8 protein-coding genes are annotated in these 17,564 nt (G+C 70.2%); 7 read left to right on the forward strand and 1 reads right to left on the reverse strand.

The window, feature by feature from the left end:
- The first annotated feature begins 429 nt into the window (after positions 1-429).
- From BLV01_RS12720 to BLV01_RS12730, 3 genes are read left to right on the forward strand one after another with little or no spacing between them, the layout of a single operon-like run.
- Positions 430-6,927: a DUF7507 domain-containing protein gene (locus tag BLV01_RS12720; protein ID WP_175485915.1), complete on the forward strand. Its 6,498-nt coding sequence runs from the start codon at positions 430-432 to the stop codon at positions 6,925-6,927.
- Entirely contained in the window at positions 6,834-7,151 is a 318-nt protein-coding gene (locus BLV01_RS25450) for an OmpA family protein (protein ID WP_139178665.1), read from the forward strand. Before BLV01_RS12720 ends, BLV01_RS25450 begins: the two co-directional genes overlap by 94 nt.
- A gap of 11 nt (positions 7,152-7,162) precedes the next feature.
- On the forward strand, positions 7,163-10,942 hold the full coding sequence (locus tag BLV01_RS12730) for a hypothetical protein (RefSeq protein ID WP_254782631.1): 3,780 nt from the start codon (positions 7,163-7,165) through the stop codon (positions 10,940-10,942).
- 444 nt (positions 10,943-11,386) lie between these two features.
- Here BLV01_RS12730 and BLV01_RS12735 read toward each other — a convergent pair whose 3' ends face one another.
- Positions 11,387-14,266 (reverse strand): M16 family metallopeptidase, encoded by a 2,880-nt coding sequence (locus tag BLV01_RS12735; protein ID WP_175485917.1) that lies wholly within the window; start codon positions 14,264-14,266, stop codon positions 11,387-11,389.
- Between the two features lie 175 nt (positions 14,267-14,441).
- On the opposite strand from BLV01_RS12735, the gene BLV01_RS12740 reads away from it, so the two are divergent.
- The 4 genes from BLV01_RS12740 (at position 14,442) to BLV01_RS12755 (ending at position 17,550) form a co-directional block, all read left to right on the forward strand.
- Positions 14,442-15,629 carry a cystathionine beta-lyase gene (locus BLV01_RS12740; RefSeq protein ID WP_217633504.1) on the forward strand — a complete coding sequence of 396 codons (1,188 nt, stop codon included), beginning with the start codon at positions 14,442-14,444 and terminating at the stop codon, positions 15,627-15,629.
- Positions 15,630-15,801: 172 nt separating this feature from the next.
- A complete protein-coding gene (locus BLV01_RS12745; RefSeq protein ID WP_091799809.1) occupies positions 15,802-16,008 on the forward strand; it encodes a hypothetical protein in 207 nt (68 codons plus the stop codon).
- Between the two features lie 552 nt (positions 16,009-16,560).
- On the forward strand, positions 16,561-16,773 hold the full coding sequence (locus tag BLV01_RS12750) for a ribbon-helix-helix domain-containing protein (protein ID WP_091799811.1): 213 nt from the start codon (positions 16,561-16,563) through the stop codon (positions 16,771-16,773).
- Positions 16,774-16,899: 126 nt separating this feature from the next.
- Entirely contained in the window at positions 16,900-17,550 is a 651-nt protein-coding gene (locus BLV01_RS12755; protein WP_091799813.1) for a hypothetical protein, read from the forward strand.
- Positions 17,551-17,564 lie beyond the last annotated feature (14 nt).

A 17,564-nucleotide genomic window follows, 5' to 3' on the forward strand; every position in this document is an offset into this window, starting at 1 on the left:
CCGGGACGAAGGCGCGACGCGCCCGCTGCGGCGGGGTCGGGGTTCGCTGCGGTTATCGATCGCCCGTGTCGGCGGGCGGGCGCACGCGCTCGGCGGAGATGGCCTGCGGCTCCTCTGATGTGCCTTAGGGCGAAGAAAAACCGCTTTCGATGACGCAGTCGCCGTGTGCGGGGGGCGCTTCCCTGGGCGAAGTTCGATGTCGGAAGACAGCACGAAGCAGTTTCGCGCCTGAGCGATTCGGATTCGTCCCAATCGGCCCAAGCCCTTGCCGATCAGCCTTTTACGGGAGCCTGGGCGCCCGCGCCTGTGATGCGTTTCGCCTTCATGTCCGCGCCGGAGTTCGCCCGGCGATTGAAGGGGTTAGTGAATCAGGGGGCGTCATCCGTGTTGGGATCGATCTTCAAGCAAACGGCTGCGGTCGGCGGCAGCGTGGGCAGGTGGCTCCTGCTTGTCTCGCTGTTGGCGGGAGCCGGCAACGCCCTGGCCCAGAACGCGACCAACCGCGCCAGCGTCGCCCCCCCTGTGGGCATCGTCAACACGGGCGCGGGCTGCACCGCCGCGGGCGGCGTCTTCGACAACGCCACCGGCAGTTGCACGGCGACCGACGACGACCCGATCTTCCGGCTCAACCTCAGCAAGACCGCCGGCACCGCGACTGGGCCGACCGCCGCCGGCGTGTATTCGGTCACCTATACCATCGCAGTGGCCAACGGCACTGCCGCGGCCGGCACCTACGGGCCGATCAGCGACGCCCCCTCGTTCCCGACCAACCTGCAGGTCACCGGCGCCGCCTGGACCTGCACCGGCGGCTGCACCGCCGGCAGCGCCACCGGCGCGGGGCCGTACCAACTCGCCGCCGCCAACACCGCGATCGCCGCGAACGCGACCCACACCTATTCGCTGACGATCAACTTCGTCTACACCGACGACACGCCCGCGCCGGCGTGTTCGGCCAACACGCCCGGCCAGGGCCTGTACAACCGCGCGGACCTGCCCAGCGGCGCGGAGAACGACACCACCGACAACGCCGCCTGCGTGAACCCGCCGCAGCCGCCGACTCCGGCATTGGACCTGACCAAGACCGCAGGCGCGATCACCGATACCGACACGCCGGCCAACGGCGCGGGCGATGTCGGCGACACCGTCGCTTACACGTTCGAAGTGACGAACACCGGCAACGTCACCTTGACCGACGTCAACGTGACCGATCCGCTGCTGCCGAACCTCGCGTGCACGTCGGTAACGCTGACGCCGGGCGAGACCCAGACGCTGACCTGCACGGCGGGCAACGTCTACACGCTGACCCAGGCCGACGTGAACGACGGCGCCCTTGTGAATACGGCCACCAGCACCGGTACGACGCCGAGCGGCGGCATCGTGGACGACATCGACAGTGCGACGGTGACGATCGCGGGCGCTCCGCAGTTGACCCTGACCAAGACGGCCGGTGCGATCACCGATACCGACACGCCGGCCAACGGCGCGGGCGACGTCGACGACACCGTCGCCTACACCTTCGCAGTGCAGAACACCGGCAACGTCACCTTGACCAACGTCAACGTGACCGACCCGCTGCTGCCGAACCTCGCGTGCACCGCGGTGACCCTGGCCCCGGGCGAGACCCAGACGCTGATCTGCACGGCGGGCAACGTCTATACGTTGACCCAGGCCGACGTGAACGCGGGCAGCCGTGCCAACACGGCGACCGGCACCGGCACCACGCCGAGCGGCGGCACCGTGGACGACACCGACGATGAGACGGTGACGATCGCCCAGGCGGCCGACCTGACCTCGGAAAAGACTCAGACCAGCAACGCCGACGAAGACGGCAGCGGCTCGATCACCGTGGGCGACACGCTGAGCTACCGCGTCCGCGTGACCAATACCGGCAATGTGACGCTGACCGACGTGGCCGTCAGCGACGACAAGATCACGCCGAACACGATCACGTGCGCGACCGTGGCCCCGGGTGCGTTCTGCGACCTGGTCGGTACCTACAAGGTCCAGCAGAGCGACGTTAACGCCGGCTCGATCGTCAACAAGGCGACGGTGAACACGTCGACGCCGGGCGTCTGCCCGACCGGCTCGACCGACGCCAAGTGCAACCCGACGGTGACCGTGCCGGTGACCCAGACGGCTGACCTGAGCTCGGAGAAGACCCAAACCACCAATGCCGATGAAGACGGCAGCGGCAGCATCACTGTGGGCGACACGCTGAGCTACCGCGTCCGCGTGACCAATACCGGCAATGTGACCCTGACCGACGTGGTCGTCACCGACGACAAGATCACGCCGAACACGATCACCTGCGCGACCGTGGCTCCGGGTGCGTTCTGCGACCTGGTGGGTACCTACAAGGTCCAGCAGTCCGACGTGAACACGGGCTCTATCGTCAACAAGGCGACGGTGAGCACGTCGACGCCGGGCGCGTGCCCGGCTGGCTCGACCGACGCCAAGTGCAACCCGACGGTCACCGTGCCGGTCACCCAGACGGCTGACCTGACGTCTGAGAAGACCCAGACGGCCAATGCGGACGAAGACGGCAGCGGCAGCATCACCGTGGGCGACACGTTGAGCTACCGCGTGCGGGCGACCAACACCGGCAACGTGACCCTGACCGACGTGGTCGTCACCGACGACAAGATCACGCCGAACACGATCACCTGTGCGACCGTGGCCCCGGGTGCGTTCTGCGACCTGGTCGGTACCTACAAAGTCCAGCAGTCCGATGTGAACGCGGGCTCGATCGTCAACAAGGCGACGGTGAGCACCAGCACGCCAGGCGTGTGCCCGGCGGGCTCGACCGACGCCAAGTGCAACCCGACGGTCACCGTGCCGGTGACCCAGACGGCCGACCTGACCTCGGAAAAGACTCAGACCAGCAATGCCGATGAAGACGGCAGCGGCAGCATCACCGTGGGCGACACGCTGAGCTACCGCGTCCGCGCGACCAACACCGGCAACGTGACCCTGACCGACGTGGTCGTCACCGACGACAAGATCACGCCGAACACGATCACCTGCGCCACTGTGGCCCCGGGTGCGTTCTGCGACCTGGTCGGTACCTACAAGGTCCAGCAGAGTGACGTCGATGCGGCTTCGATCGTCAACAAGGCGACGGTGAGCACCAGCACGCCGAACGTCTGCCCGACCGGCTCGACCGACGCCAAGTGCAACCCGACGGTCACCGTGCCGGTCACGCAGACGGCGGACCTGAGCTCGGAGAAGACCCAAACCAGCAATGCCGACGAAGACGGCAGCGGTTCGATCACCGTGGGCGACACGCTGAGCTACCGCATCCGGGTGACCAACACCGGCAATGTGACCCTGACCGACGTGGTCGTCACCGACGACAAGATCGCGCCGAACACGATCACCTGTGCGACGGTTGCTCCGGGCGCCTTCTGCGACCTCATCGGTACGTACAAGGTCCAGCAGTCGGATGTGAATGCCGGCTCGATCGTCAACAAGGCGACCGTTGCCACCTCGACGCCGAACGTGTGCCCGGCCGGTTCGACGGATGCCAAGTGCAACCCGACGGTCACCGTGCCGGTCACGCAGACGGCGGACCTGAGCTCGGAGAAGACCCAAACCAGCAATGCCGACGAAGACGGCAGCGGTTCGATCACCGTGGGCGACACGCTGAGCTACCGCATCCGGGTGACCAACACCGGCAATGTGACCCTGACCGACGTGGTCGTCACCGACGACAAGATCGCGCCGAACACGATCACCTGCGCCACGGTGGCCCCGGGTGCGTTCTGCGACCTGGTCGGTACCTACAAGGTCCAGCAGTCCGATGTGAACACCGGCTCGATCGTCAACAAGGCGACGGTGAGCACTAGCACGCCGAACGTCTGCCCGACCGGTTCGACCGACGCCAAGTGCAACCCGACGGTGACCGTCCCGGTCACCCAGACGGCGGATCTGAGCTCGGAGAAGACCCAAACCACTAACGCCGATGAAGACGGCAGCGGCAGCATCACCGTGGGCGACACGCTGAGCTACCGCGTGCGGGTGACCAACACCGGCAACGTGACCCTGACCGACGTGGTCGTTACCGACGACAAGATCACGCCGAACACGATCACCTGTGCGACCGTCGCTCCGGGTGCGTTCTGCGACCTGGTCGGTACCTACAAGGTCCAGCAGTCCGACGTCAACGCGGGCTCGATCGTCAACAAGGCGACCGTTGCTACGTCGACACCGAACATCTGCCCGACCGGCTCGACCGACGCCAAGTGCAACCCGACGGTCACCGTCCCGGTGACCCAAAAGGCCGATCTGACGTCCACCAAGGCCCTGACCGGCAATGCCGACGAGGACGGCAGCGGTTCGGTGACGGCCGGCGATACGTTGACCTACACGATTACGGTCGCCAACACCGGCAACATCGCGCTGACCAACCTGACGGTGACCGACGACAAGATCACGCCGAACTCGACCGTCTGCGCGACCGTCGAGCCGGGCCAGACCTGCGTGCTGACGGGTACCTACAAGGTCACCCAGGCCGACGCGAACACCGGACTGGTGCGCAACACGGCCGTGGTCCGGGCCGAGACGCCGCCGGGCGTGCCGTCGCCCTGCGTGGCCGGCGGCAGCGATCCCAAGTGCAACCCAACGGTGACCGTGCCGGTGGCCCAGGCCCCGGGCCTGACCTCGGTCAAGACCATGGACCGCAACGCCGATGAGGACGGCAACGGCGCGGTGAGCGTCGGCGACACGCTGACCTACTCGATCACGGCGACCAACACCGGCAACGTGACCCTGACCGACGTGGTCGTCAGCGACGACAAGATCGCGCCGAACACGATCACCTGCGCGAGCGTGGATCCGGGCCGTACCTGCGTGCTGACCGGTACCTACAGGATCGTCCAGGCCGATGTGGATGCCGCCGCCGTGGTCAACACCGCGACGGTGACCACCACCACGCCGAACGTGTGCCCGGCGGGCTCGACCGACAAGGCCTGCAAGCCGACCGTGACCGTGCCGATCCAGGCGCATCCGGCCGTGGCCATCGTCAAGGTCGCGACGCTGACGGTCGACAACGCCACCCAGGGCGTCGGCAACGTCGGCGACGTCATCAGCTATGCGGTGCGCATCACCAACACCGGCAACATCACCCTGCACGACATGGGCACCAGCGACGTACTGGAGAACTACGCGCCGACCCAGCTGCGCTGTGGCACCACCACGCTCGCCCCGGGCGCCAGCACCGATTGCGAGGTCTACACCCACACCATCACCCGCGAGGAAGCCCGCGCCGGCGGCACCCTGGACAACGTGGTCACGGTCACCGCGCACTACGGCAGCGTGGGCGGCGGCCAGACCTCGGGCACCGCGACCGCCACCGGCACGGCGATCATGCCGATCGAGCCGGAGCAGGACACCGACCTGGTCGTCAGCAAGGAAGCGCGTCCGCAGCGGATCAAGATCGGCGACCTGGTGCGCTACACGGTGACCGTCAAGAACGTCGGCGAGACCGACGCGATCGACGCGACCCTGGTGGACACGCCGCCGGCCGGCTTCAGCCTGGTCGAAGGCAGCCTGCAGGTCGCCGACCGCGACGGCCAGGGCCGCCTGGTCGGCACCTCGCCGGTCAGCGTGGACGGCCTCGACATCCAGGCCGGCCAGTCGGCCACGGTGGTCTACCTGCTGCGCGTGGGCGCCTCGGTACGGCCGGGCAGCCACATCAACAGCGCCTACGCCGAGGACGGCGGCAAGCGTTCCAACATCGCCACGGCGACGGTGGAATTGGTGTCCGACCCGCTGCTCGACGAATCGCTGCTGCTCGGCACCGTGTTCGACGACCGCGACGAGGACCGCTGGCAGGATCCGGCCGACTTGACCGACCTGCGCGTGCAGGGCGGCTTCGCTCCGGGCGCCTACATCGCCGGTTCGACCACGGTCGACCGCGGCGACGGCGCCCGGCCGGAACCGGACGCCAGCGCGCCGATGCTGCACGGCATCGACCTGGGCAAGATCGGCGGCCGCCAGTCCGACGCCGACCCGGTCGCCGCGCATACCGTGACGATCAGCCAGTTGCTGCGCGAGCCGGGCTTTACCGACGACTTCGTGCTGACCAACGCGCAGGGGGTGACCGTGCGCATGGACGCGGCCGGCAACACCCGGGTGGAGCGTTCCGGCGATGCCGCCAAGGGCCTCACCGGCGCCAACCCCAAGGTCGAACGCCGCGTGGCGCAGGCGCAGGGCGGCTACCGCGTCGACTACATCGTGAGCAACCACGGCGTCGACGAACGCGGCATCCCGGGCGTACGCCTGGCGTCGGTCGAGGGGCTGTTGATCGAGACCGACCAGTTCGGCCGCTACCACCTGGAGGGCGTCGCGGGCGGGCCATGGGAGCGCGGGCGCAACTTCGTGCTCAAGCTCGATCCGGCGACCCTGCCGCCGGGCAGCAAGCTCACCACCGACAACCCGTTGGTGCGTCGCCTGACCCCGGGCATCCCGGTGCGCTTCGACTTCGGCGTCAAGCTGCCGCCGGGCGAGATCCCCGGTCCGAAGCAGGACGTGGAACTGCGCATCGGCGAGGTGTTCTTCGATGCCGGCAGCGCGCAGGTCAAGCCCGCTTACCTGCCGGCAGTGGAGAACATGGCCGAGAAGGTCCGCCAGTACGGCGGCGGCGAGATCGTCATCACCGCCAACGGCGACAGCGAAGCGCTGGCGATGGATCGCGCCCTGGCCGTGCGCAAGGCGCTGGAGTCGCTGTTGGCGCCGGAGCAGCTCAAGGCAAGGCGCTGGAGTCGCTGTTGGCGCCGGAGCAGCTCAAGGCACTGCAGATCAGCGTGCGTACCGACGCGCAGGACCCGAAGACGATGGTGGTCGGCTTCGCCGAATGGCCCAAGCTCGGCGAGGTGCTGTTCGACACCGACAAGTCCACGGTCAAACCGAAGTACCTGCCGTTGCTGAAGAAGATCGCGGCCGCGCTGGAGGACTTGAAGGGGAATCGCGTGGTCGTCATAGGCCACACCGACAAGCGCGCGTCCGATGCCTACAACGTCGCCTTGGGCATGCGGCGGGCGAAGGCGGTTTACGACGCCATCGCAGCGCACGCCAGTCCCGAGGTGCGCAAGGCCCTGCGCGTGGATGCGAGCAACGATCCGGACGCCCCCGCCGGCAAGAGCGAGAAATGAAGGGCGCCACCATGAAGATGAAACTGCTCGACTACACCCTGATCGGCATCCTGGCCGGTCTGTCCCAGGTCGCCGGCGCGCAGCAGGCCGCGCCGCCGGCTGCGGCCGCGCCCGCGCCGTCGCCCGAGTCCGCGCAAGCGCCGGCCCCGGCGCCGCAAGCGGTCGGCGCGCCGCCGTTGAACTGCGGCGACAACGGTTGCGGCAGCGGCGAAGGCGTGCTGTTCGAGCTGCGCACGCGCGGCAAGCGCCAGCCCGAGACGGTCGGCACCACCGACCGTTCCTCGTCCCAAGCGCTGCAGCCCGATCGCCGCGTGACCATCGAGGCCGAAGTGCCGCGCTCGGAGTGGAAGGGCGTGCTGCAGCCCGGCCAGGCCATCGTTGTCGGCAAATGGTCGCTGCAGCTGCCCGGCGGCGGCGTGGTGTGGGCGACCGAAGACCCCAACCTCGGCCAGCCGCGCATGGCCGTGTCGGCGCCGTCGCTGCTCGCGTTCGAGAACGGCAAGATCGCCAAGCCGGTCAGGTTCTACGCGTACAACAACTATTCGGCCTTCATCAAGCGCGCCGAAGTGCTGCTGTACCGCGCCACCGACACCGACCTGGTGACGCCGATCGCCAAGGTCGAGCTGCCCAATGCCGCGGTCGCCGACGCCGAATGGAACGGCGAGCTCGACCCGGCGCTGCAGCTGCGGCCGGGCGACGAGCTGGTCTACATCGTGCGCGCCTACGGCGACGGCGGCAGCTTCGACGAGACCTATCCGCGGCGGCTGCAGCTGGTCAGCCCGAGCGAGGCCGAACGCGGTTCGCGCCTGCTGCGCGAGCAAGTGGAAAAGCGCCAGGGCGCGGCCTTCAGCGTCGAGGACGCCGAGCAGCTCAGCCAGGTCGACCGGGTGTTCGGCCAGGACAGCCTGCGCCAGCAGAACATCGCCATCTACGGCTCGCGCATCCGCATCCAGGGCCGCAACATCCCCGACCGCGAATCGATCAAGATCAACGGCCAGTCGCATCCGATCGACCTGGAGCGCAAGTTCGTCGCCGAGTACCTGGTGCCGGTGGGGCAACACCGCTTCGACGTCGAAGTCAGCGGCGGGCAGGGCGGCCGCTCGCACCAGGCGCTCGATGTCGACGTCAGCGGCCGTTACCTGTTCGCCGTCGGCCTGGCCGACGTCACCGCGTACAAGGGCAGCACCAGCGGCTCGATCGAGACGGTGGCCAACGACAAGCGCCTGGCCGACGACAGCCTGGTCGTGGACGGGCGGCTGGCGTTCTATCTGAAGGGCAAGTATCGCGGCAAGTACCTGGTCACGGCCCAGGCCGACACCCAGGAACGCGAGGTTTCCGAGCTGTTCAACGGCTTCTGGGACGCCGACCCGCAGGACGTGTTCCGGCGCCTGGATCCGGACCAGTACTACCCGGTCTACGGCGACGATTCGACGACCTACCGCGACGTCGACACCATGGGCCGGCTGTACCTGCGCGTGGACTGGGACAAGAACCAGGCGCTGTGGGGCAACTTCAACACCGGCCTGACCGGCACCGAGTACGCCCAGTACAACCGCTCGCTGTACGGCGGCGCGCTGAGCTGGCGCAGCCGGCGCAGCACCGCGCTCGGCGAGCCGGGCAGCGAACTGCGCGTGTTCGGCTCGCAGGCGCAGACCGCGCCGGGCCACACCGAACTGCTCGGCACCAACGGCAGCCTGTACTACCTCAAGCACGGCGATCTGCTGCCGGGCTCGGACAAGCTTGCGGTGGAAGTGCGCGACCGCACCACCGGCCGGGTGCAGAGCCGGGTCGAACTGGTGCGCGGCGCCGACTACGAGATCGACGAGCTGCAGGGCCGGGTGCTGCTGACCCGCCGGCTGGACCAGATCAGCCGCCAGGATGCGCCCAGCCTGACCCGCGACACGCCGCTCGACGGCTTCGACCAAGTGCTGCTAGCCGACTACGAGTACGTGCCGACCGGTTTCGATCCGGACGACACCACGCTCGGCTTCCGCGGCAAGCACTGGTTCGGCGAGCACCTGGCCGTGGGCGGCACCTGGATCGACGAGAACCGTTCCGGCGAGGACTACACGCTGCAGGGCGCCGACGTCACCCTGCAGGCCGGGCGCGGCACCTTCCTCAAGCTCGAGAACAGCCGCACCCAGGCCACCAGCGCGCCGATCTTCTATTCCGACAACGGCGGCCTGAGCTTCTCCGAACTCAATTCCGGGCTGCAGGACCGCAGCGGCCGCGCCCGTTCGGTCGAAGCGCGGGCGAACTTCAAGGAACTGGGCTGGAGCGACGGCGAATGGACCGCCGGCGCGTGGTGGCGCGAGGTCGACAAGGGCTATTCGATCGCCCGCTACGACACCAACGCGGCGGTCGAGGAGCGCGGCGCCGAGGTCTACGGCGAGCTGACGCCGTCGCTGCGCCTGTTCGCGCGCTACAGCGTGGCCGAGCGCGGCCCGCAGTCGCTGACCCAGGCCCAGGCCTCGCTCGAATGGCGGCTCAACGACGAGTCCACGCTCAGCGCCGAAGTGCGCCGGGTGCAGGAAGACCGCGCCAACGGCCTGGATGCCAACGGCGTGCTGGCCGCGCTGCAGTACAAGCAGCGCATCGGCACCCAGCTGGAGCTGTTCGCGACCGTGCAGAAGACGGTCGACGACGACGAGGGCCGCTATGCCGACAACGACCGGGTCACGGTCGGCGGCAAGTACCTGTTCGGCGAACTGTCCAGCGTCGGCGCCGAGATCAGCAGCGGCGACCGCGGCGATGCGGCCAAGCTCGACGCCGAATACCGGCTGACCCCGGACCATTCGATCTACGGCGCCTATACCTATTCCACCGACACCAGCGACTACGAGCCGCTGTTCGACGACCGCCTCAACACCGGCTGGACCCTCGGCCAGCGCTGGCGCCTGTCGAACCAGGTCAACCTGTTCAACGAGAGCGTGTTCCTCAAGGCGCCGAACGAATCGGGCCTGGGCCATACCTTCGGCATGGACTTCTACCCGGGCGAGGGCTGGAACCTCGGCTTCGCCCTGACCAAGTCCACGCTCGAGCGCGAGGCCGAGCTCGGCAACGTCCAGCGTCGCGGCGCCAGCCTCACCGGCGGGCGCAGCTCGCTCGACACGCAGTGGCAGAGCAAGCTGGAATGGCGGCGCGACAGCGGCGCCGAGCAGCGCGAACAGTGGACCAGCACCAACCGCTTCCTGCACAAGTTCGACGACAGCTTCCGCATCGCCGGGCGGCTCAATTACTCGCAGACCCAGGACAAACTCAACGCCCAGGCCGGCGCCAAGTTCGTCGAGGGCAACGTCGGCTTCGCCTGGCGTCCCTACAACAGCACCCGCTGGGCGCTGCTGGGCAAGTACACCTACCTGTACGACGTGTCTTCGCTGCAACAGGTCGGGCCGGACATCGCCACCTACGACCAGCGCACCCAGGTGCTCTCGTTCGAGGGCGTCTACAACCCGAATCAGCGCTGGGAGTTCGCCGGCAAGCTGGCGCGGCGCGAGGGCGAAGTGCGCTTCGGCCGGCTGGAAGGAAAGTGGGCGGACTCGGCGACCACCTTCGGCGCGGTGCAGGCGCGCTACCGCGTGCACGAAGTCTGGCACGGGCTGGCCGAGTACCGTTGGCTGGACGTGCGCGACGGCGGCACCCGCACCGGCCTGCTGCTCGGCGTGGATCGCGACCTCGGCAAGAACTTCCGCGTCGGCGTGGGCTACAACTTCACCGAGTTCAGCGACGACCTCACCAACTTCGATTACGACCACCGCGGGTGGTTCCTCAACATGGTCGGCAGCTACTGAGGCGTCCCGATGCGCGGCCGAGGCCGCGCATCGGGACGGGCGAATCGACGGGCGAATCGACGGGCGAATCGACGGGCGAATCGACGGGCGAATCGACGGGCGAATCGACGGGCGAATCGACGGGCGAATCGACGGGCGAAGGGCGGTGTCTGCGGCGCGAGGACGTTGCCCGGTCGCGGCTCGGCACATCCGCGCCGACAAGGTGGAAACGAGGCCGTTCGTCGATTGGCGCGCGAGCTATGGCTGTCGATCAAGCGCCCGCGGCGCGAACGCGGCAGTCCGCGGCGACAAGGTCGCTACCCGAAGCGAACGCAGCAGGCGGTCTGCGAGCGCGCCGATCGTGCGCCATTGGGCGAGGCCGGAAGCGTCGCCATGCGGCTGCTGCGCGTGGCAGCCTTACAAAAACGCGTTCATCGGCCCTAAGCCGCGCGAAACCGGGACACTTCAGCGCTGCGCCTCCTCGGCCGTCAGCGTCTCCACATCCGAATAGGCCGCGCGCAACGGCGCGGCGAGGGTCGCGGCCGGTCCGACTACGGTTAGGCTGCTGCCCTGCGGCGCGAACCAGCGTCTGGCCGCTTGCCGGACCTGTTCGGCCGCGACGTCTCCGATCGCGTCGGGATAGTCGCGCAGTTGCGCGATCGGTACGTCCTGGGCGACGAAACCGGCCAGGGTCGCCGCCAGGCCCGCGCGGGTGCCGAGCCGGCGCTCGTAGTCGCCGACGACCAGCCGCTTGCGCGCGTCGAGTTCGGCGGGGGCGAGCGGCGCGTCGCCGAGGCGGCGCAGTTCGGCCTGGATCAGCGCGGCGACCTCGGCGGCGGACTCGGGGCGGGTCAGGGTGGCGGCGTAGAACAGGCCCGGCGTGCGGGTCTGGCTGAGCAGGCTGCCGGCGTCGTAGGTCAGCCCGCGCTTGTAGCGCAGTTCGGCGTTGAGCCGCGACGAGCCGCCGGCGCCGAGCGCGGCGTTGGCGACCGCGGCGGCGGGCCAGTCGGGATCGCTGCGCGCCGGGCCGGGCCGGGCGACGATCACCGCCGCCTGCGCGGCGTCGGGGCGGTCGACCAGGCGCGTGCGCGGCGGCGGGAGCGCGTCCGCATCCGCCGGCGGCGCCGGGGCGTCGGGCGGCGGCGTCGCGCGCCAATCGCCGAAGGCGGCTTCGGCCAGCGCTTTGGCGCGTGCGATGTCGATATCGCCGACGACGATCAACGCGGTGCGCTCCGGCCGCCATGCGCGCGCGTGCGCCGCGCGTGCGTCTTCGCCGGTCGCCGCGCGCAAGCCGACGGCGTCGCCGCCGGGCGGGCGGCCGTAGCCGCTCGTGCCGAACGCGCTGCGCGCGGCGACGCGGCGGGCCAGCGCCATCGGTTCCTGCAGCGTGCCGTCGAGGTTGTCGAGGGCGCGCTCGCGCACCGGCTCGAACCCGTCGGACGCGAACGCGGGGCGGCGCACCAGATCGGCGAGCAGGTCCAGCGCCGGCGCCAGCGAAGCGCCGTCGACGCTGAGTTCGTAGCTGGCCGCATCCGGCCCGACCGCGCCGCCGAGGCTCGCGCCCAGCGCCTCGGTGTCGGCGACGATGCGCTGCGCCGGGCGCGTCGCGGTGCCCTGCAGCGCCCATTGCCGGGCCAGCGCGGCGACGCCGGCGCGGCCGCGCGGATCGGCGACGCTGCCGGCCGGCGCGGTCAGCGCCAGCGCCACCAGCGGCGATCCGCGGCGCTCGGCGACGATCACGCGCAGGCCGTTGTCCAGGCGCAGCTCGTGCGCGCTCGGCGGCGGCGTTTGCGCCATCGCGGCCGGCGCGGGCAGCGGCACGCGTTCGGATTCGGGCGCGGTCGCGACAACGGGCAGGCCGGCGGGAATCGCCAGTTCGTTCTCGACCACGCTCGCGGCCACCGCGACCGGATCGGCGCGGCCGCCGGGCGCTGCGGTCTCGGGCAGGCCGCGCACGAATGCGGCGCGCTGCGGGCGTAGGTATGTGCGGGCGACGCGCTGCACGTCGGCCGCGGTCACCGCCGCCAGCGCGCGCCATTGACGGCGGTCGGCGGCGGCGTCGCCGGCCACGGCCAGCGCGCGGCCCAGCGCCAGGGCGCGGCCGTCGGGCGTTTCGCGCTCGCGCAGCGCGGCGGCGAGCAGCAGGCGCTTGGCGCGCAGCAATTCGCCGGCCGCGACCGGATGCGCGCGCAGGTCGTCGATCTGGGCGAGCAACGCGGCTTCGCCCGCGGCCGGATCGGCATCGCCGGCGAGGATCGCGTACAGCGCCAGGTAGCCGCCGTAGCGGCGGCGCTCGAACAGGCTGGAGGCGGCCTGCGCCTTGCCGGCCTGGACCAGCCGCGCGTTGAGGCGCGAGCCGGCGCCGTTGGAGACGATCGCGTTGAGCGCCATCAGCGCCGGCGTGTCGGCGTGCGCGTCCGGCGGCAACGCGAACGAGGCCACCACCGCCGGCAGCGGCGTGCCCGGCGCATGCACGGTGCGCCGCAGCGGCGCCCGCCGCGCCGGTTCGACGGTGGCCGCGAGCGTCGGCAGCGGCCGCGCGGGGCGCGCGATCGGGCCGAAGTAGCGGTCGACCCAGCGCTGCAACTGCGCCGGATCGAAACGCCCGGACACGATCAGCGCCGCGTTGTCGGGGCGGTAATAGGCGGCGCGGAACGCGCGCACCTCGTCCAGCGAGATCCGGTCCAGGTCCTCGGGCCGGCCGATCGACGGGCGCGCGTAGGGCAGGCGCGCGTACGCGGCCGCCGGCAGGTCGGCCTGGACCAGCCGGCCGAAGTCCTGCGATCGCAGGCGGGTGCGGATTTCCTCCTTGACCACCTCGCGCTCGGCGGCGAGGGTGGCGGCGTCGATCACCAGCGCGCCCATGCGCTCGGCTTCGGCGAACAGGATCCGCTCCAGGTACGCGGCCGGCACGGTTTCGTAATAGCGGGTGTAGTCGTCCTCGGTGGCCGCGTCGTCGCTGCCGCCGATCTCCTCGGCCAGGCTGGCGAAGCGGCCGGCGGGCAGGTTGCGGGTGGCCTTGAACATCAAGTGTTCGAGCAGGTGGGCGAGGCCGGCGCGGTCCTTGGGATCGTCGCGGCCGCCGACGCCGTACCACAGGTTCACCGCGACCTCGCTCGCGTCCGGATCGGGCAGGGCGTAGACGCGCAGGCCGTTGCCCAGGGTGCGCTCGGTGTAGGCCAGCGGCGGCACCGCGAGGCCCGCGTCCGCGGCCGGCGCGGGCGATGCGGCCACCACCGGCATGAGCGCCAGCACGGCCAGTGCGGCGAGCGCGGCAGGGACGAGCGAACGGTGCAGGCGCATCCGGCACAACCCCGACAGGGACGAAGACTGGAGCTTACTCACGCTTCGGGTCGGCGCCGGGACTGCCATGAGTCACGATCCGCAACGCCGACGACCGCCGTCGCCCGCACGCCACCGCGGCCGTACGGGCGCGGTGCGCGCTTGTGTAAGCTCGGGCCGACCCCCGGCGCCGCGCGCGCCAACCGCACCGCGCGCCGCCCTCATCGACGGACTGCCCATGCCCCCCGAAACGCCTCCCGCCCCGCCCCTGGACTGGCGCACCCGGCTCGCCCATCCCGACGCCGCGGCGCCGCCGGGCTTCCGCTCCCTGGTCACCCCGGTCTACCGCGGCTCGACCACCGTGTTCGCCAGCGCTGCGCACGTGCACGACCACTGGGACCGGCGCGAGACCCCGTACACCTACGGCCTGTACGGCACCCCGACCACGCTGGAGCTGGCCGCGCGCATCGCCGAGTTGGAAGGCGGCGGGCTGACCTTCATCGCCCCGGGCGGACAGGCCGCGATCGCCCTGGTCGATCTGGCCGTGCTCAAGGCCGGCGGCCATGTGCTGGTCCCGGACTGCATCTACGGCCCGCACCGCGAATTCTCCGACCGCTGGCTGCGCCGCTGGGACATCCGCGCCGAGTACTACGACCCGATGATCGGCGCCGGCATCGCCGCGCTGCTGCGGCCGCAGACCCAACTGGTGTGGTGCGAGAGCCCGGGCTCGGTGACGATGGAAGTGCAGGACGTGCCGGCGATCGCCGCCGCCGCGCATGCCGCCGGCGTGCCGGTGGCGCTGGACAACACCTATTCGGCCGGGGTGTTCTTCGACGCCTTCGGCCACGGCGCCGACTTCGCGGTGCAGGCGCTGACCAAGTACATCGGCGGCCACAGCGACCTGCTGCTGGGCTCGGTCACCGTGCGCGACGAGGCGCTGTACCAGGCGCTCGGCGACGCCCAGCAACTGCTCGGCATGGGCGCCTCGCCCGACGACTGCAGCCTGGCGCTGCGCGGCCTGCAGACCCTGGGCGTGCGCCTGGACCACCTGCAGCGCAGCACGCTGGAGGTCGCGCAGTGGCTGCAGGCGCAGCCGCGGGTCGCGCGCGTGCGCCACCCGGCCTTGCCGGGCAGCCCGGGGCACGAACTGTGGAAGCGCGACTTCACCGGCTCGGCCAGCGTGTTCTCGGTCGAGTTCGATCCGGCCCTGGCGCAGGACGAGCTGGTCGCCTTCATCGACCGGCTGCGCCTGTTCAAGATCGGCTACAGCTGGGGCGGCACCACCAGCCTGGTGGTGCCGCAGTTCTCGTTGCACCGCGAGCTGCCGCGCGCCGGCCGCAACCTGGTGCGCTTCAACATCGGCCTGGAGCGCAGCGCCGACCTGATCGAGGACCTGCGCGCCTCGCTGGCGCGGCTGCCGGGCTGAGCGCCGCCGCGCCGGCGTTGCGAAACCACCAAGCAGCGCACGCTTGCAGTGCGACATGGTGCCATCCGGCGCAGGTGCGCCGTGCCGGACGGCGTCGCTAACATCGCAGGACCGGCGCCGCCCGGCGCCGGCGGGCCATGCCCAGCCATGGGCGATGCAAAGGAGAGCCACGATGAAGATGCAGGGAAGGACGCTGGCGGCGCTCGCCGCGTTCGTGTTCGGCAGCGCGGCGGCGATGAGCGCCGGCGCCAACAGCTACGACTGCCAGCGGTGCTGGGACAACTACCACGGCTGCAAGAACACGCCGGAATACTGCGACGGGCAGTTGCAGGAATGCCTGCTGCGCGGGGACGGCAAGTTCCCCTGTCCGCCGGCCTGAGCCGGGGAACGGCACCGGCCGGTCGCGGCGCTGCGCCGCGGCCGGTCGGCGCGACGGCGCACGCGGGCGTGCGGGTGCGGCGCCAGCGGCCGCGATGCCGCGCGCGGCGGCGGTTCGCAACGATGGCCTGAACATCCGGGATGCGTTCGCCCCAGGCGCGAGCGCATGGCCGACAACAGCGCGAGCGCCCGGCGACACGACGCGGCACGACCGCCCAGCGGCGGCACCAAAACTGCGCAGTAACGAGCCCGGATGCTGCACCGCCGGCCCACGCGCTGCCGGAAAACCGCAACGGTTTGTAACCAGCGTTCGATTGCGTGCGTTCGCGCACACGATCGCGCCCGCAGCGAGGCGGGACGCGGCGCGCCTTTGGCGAGCTGTGCATCTATTGATGTATTTCGTGAGTATTCAATACTCAAAAAATCAGCAAATCGATCTGACAGGCTGTAAAAACCATGACTTTCGCGCGCCAGAAAATGCAGATCGCATAGGGTGAACGGCTATCGTGTGCGTTTGTTCCATTCCCTACGCCACGTTTTCCCGGAGCGATCGATGAAGCACCAACGCATGACCTTGAGCCTGGAAGCGGGCGAGATGGCCGAACTCGAACAAATGGCCAAGCGCGGCAATTCCAACAAGACCGAGGTGATCCGGCGCGCGGTGCGCATCTATATGCTGCTGGAGCAGATGCGCAGCGAGGGCAAGGAACTGCACGTGCAGGACCAGCCGGGCTCGCGCCAACTGGAGCGGCTGGTCTTCATCTGAGCCGCGTCGCATACGCGTGCCGGCCGCGTGTCCGCATCGCGGCCGCCGGGGCGATGGGAGCAAGGCTGCGCCGCAGGACGGGAACGCTCCGCGCCGCGCCTGGCTCACCTCACCCGGGAAATCCTCATGAACACCGCAATCGCGCGGACCCTGGCCGCCGCGCTCGCAGGCGCGCTGTCGCTCCAGGCCGCCGCGCAGGAACGCAGCTACACCTACCTGGAAGCCGGCTATGTCGCGCAGGCGTTGCAGTCGCCGCGCGACGCCCGGTTCGCGCTCGACGATATCGACGCGCGCGGCGGCTATCTCGCCGGCTCGCTGGCGCTGGGCCCGCAGTGGTACCTCGTCGCCGGTTTGTACAAGGGCCGCGACGAGGTCGCCCTGCGCGCCGCCGGGGTCGAACTGGCGAAGTTCGACCTCGACGCGCAGCAGGCCGTGCTCGGCCTGGGCTACCGTCATGCGCTGAGCGAGCGCCTGGACTGGACCGCCGAACTGTCCTGGCTCGACACCCGCCTGGCGTTCGAGCACAAGCCGCTGGCGCTGCGCGAGCGCAGCGACGGCGACGACGCGCGCCTGGCCCTGGGCGTGCGCGGCGATCTCGCGCCGAACCTGGAGGGCTGGGCGAGGCTGCGCTACACCGACGGCGATGCCTACGACGGCGAATTCGGCGGCGGCGTCGGCTTGTTGCTCAAGTTCAACCGTGTCTGGGGCGTGAGCGCCCATGCCGAGGCCGGCGCCGGCAACCGCCAGTACAGCGTCGGAGTGCGCGCGAGCTTCTGAGCGGCCGTCGCGGG

This window comes from Lysobacter sp. yr284 (genome assembly GCF_900107375.1).
GTDB lineage: Bacteria > Pseudomonadota > Gammaproteobacteria > Xanthomonadales > Xanthomonadaceae > Lysobacter.

Excerpts from the sequence above, each read along its gene's own strand:
- BLV01_RS25450 (WP_139178665.1), top strand. The coding sequence starts at position 6,834 with ATGGTGGTCGGCTTCGCCGAATGGCCCAAGCTCGGCGAGGTGCTGTTC.
- BLV01_RS12750 (WP_091799811.1), top strand. The coding sequence starts at position 16,561 with ATGAAGCACCAACGCATGACCTTGAGCCTGGAAGCGGGCGAGATGGCC.
- BLV01_RS12730 (WP_254782631.1), top strand. The coding sequence starts at position 7,163 with ATGAAGATGAAACTGCTCGACTACACCCTGATCGGCATCCTGGCCGGT.
- BLV01_RS12745 (WP_091799809.1), top strand. The coding sequence starts at position 15,802 with ATGAAGATGCAGGGAAGGACGCTGGCGGCGCTCGCCGCGTTCGTGTTC.
- BLV01_RS12755 (WP_091799813.1), top strand. The coding sequence starts at position 16,900 with ATGAACACCGCAATCGCGCGGACCCTGGCCGCCGCGCTCGCAGGCGCG.
- BLV01_RS12740 (WP_217633504.1), top strand. The coding sequence starts at position 14,442 with ATGCCCCCCGAAACGCCTCCCGCCCCGCCCCTGGACTGGCGCACCCGG.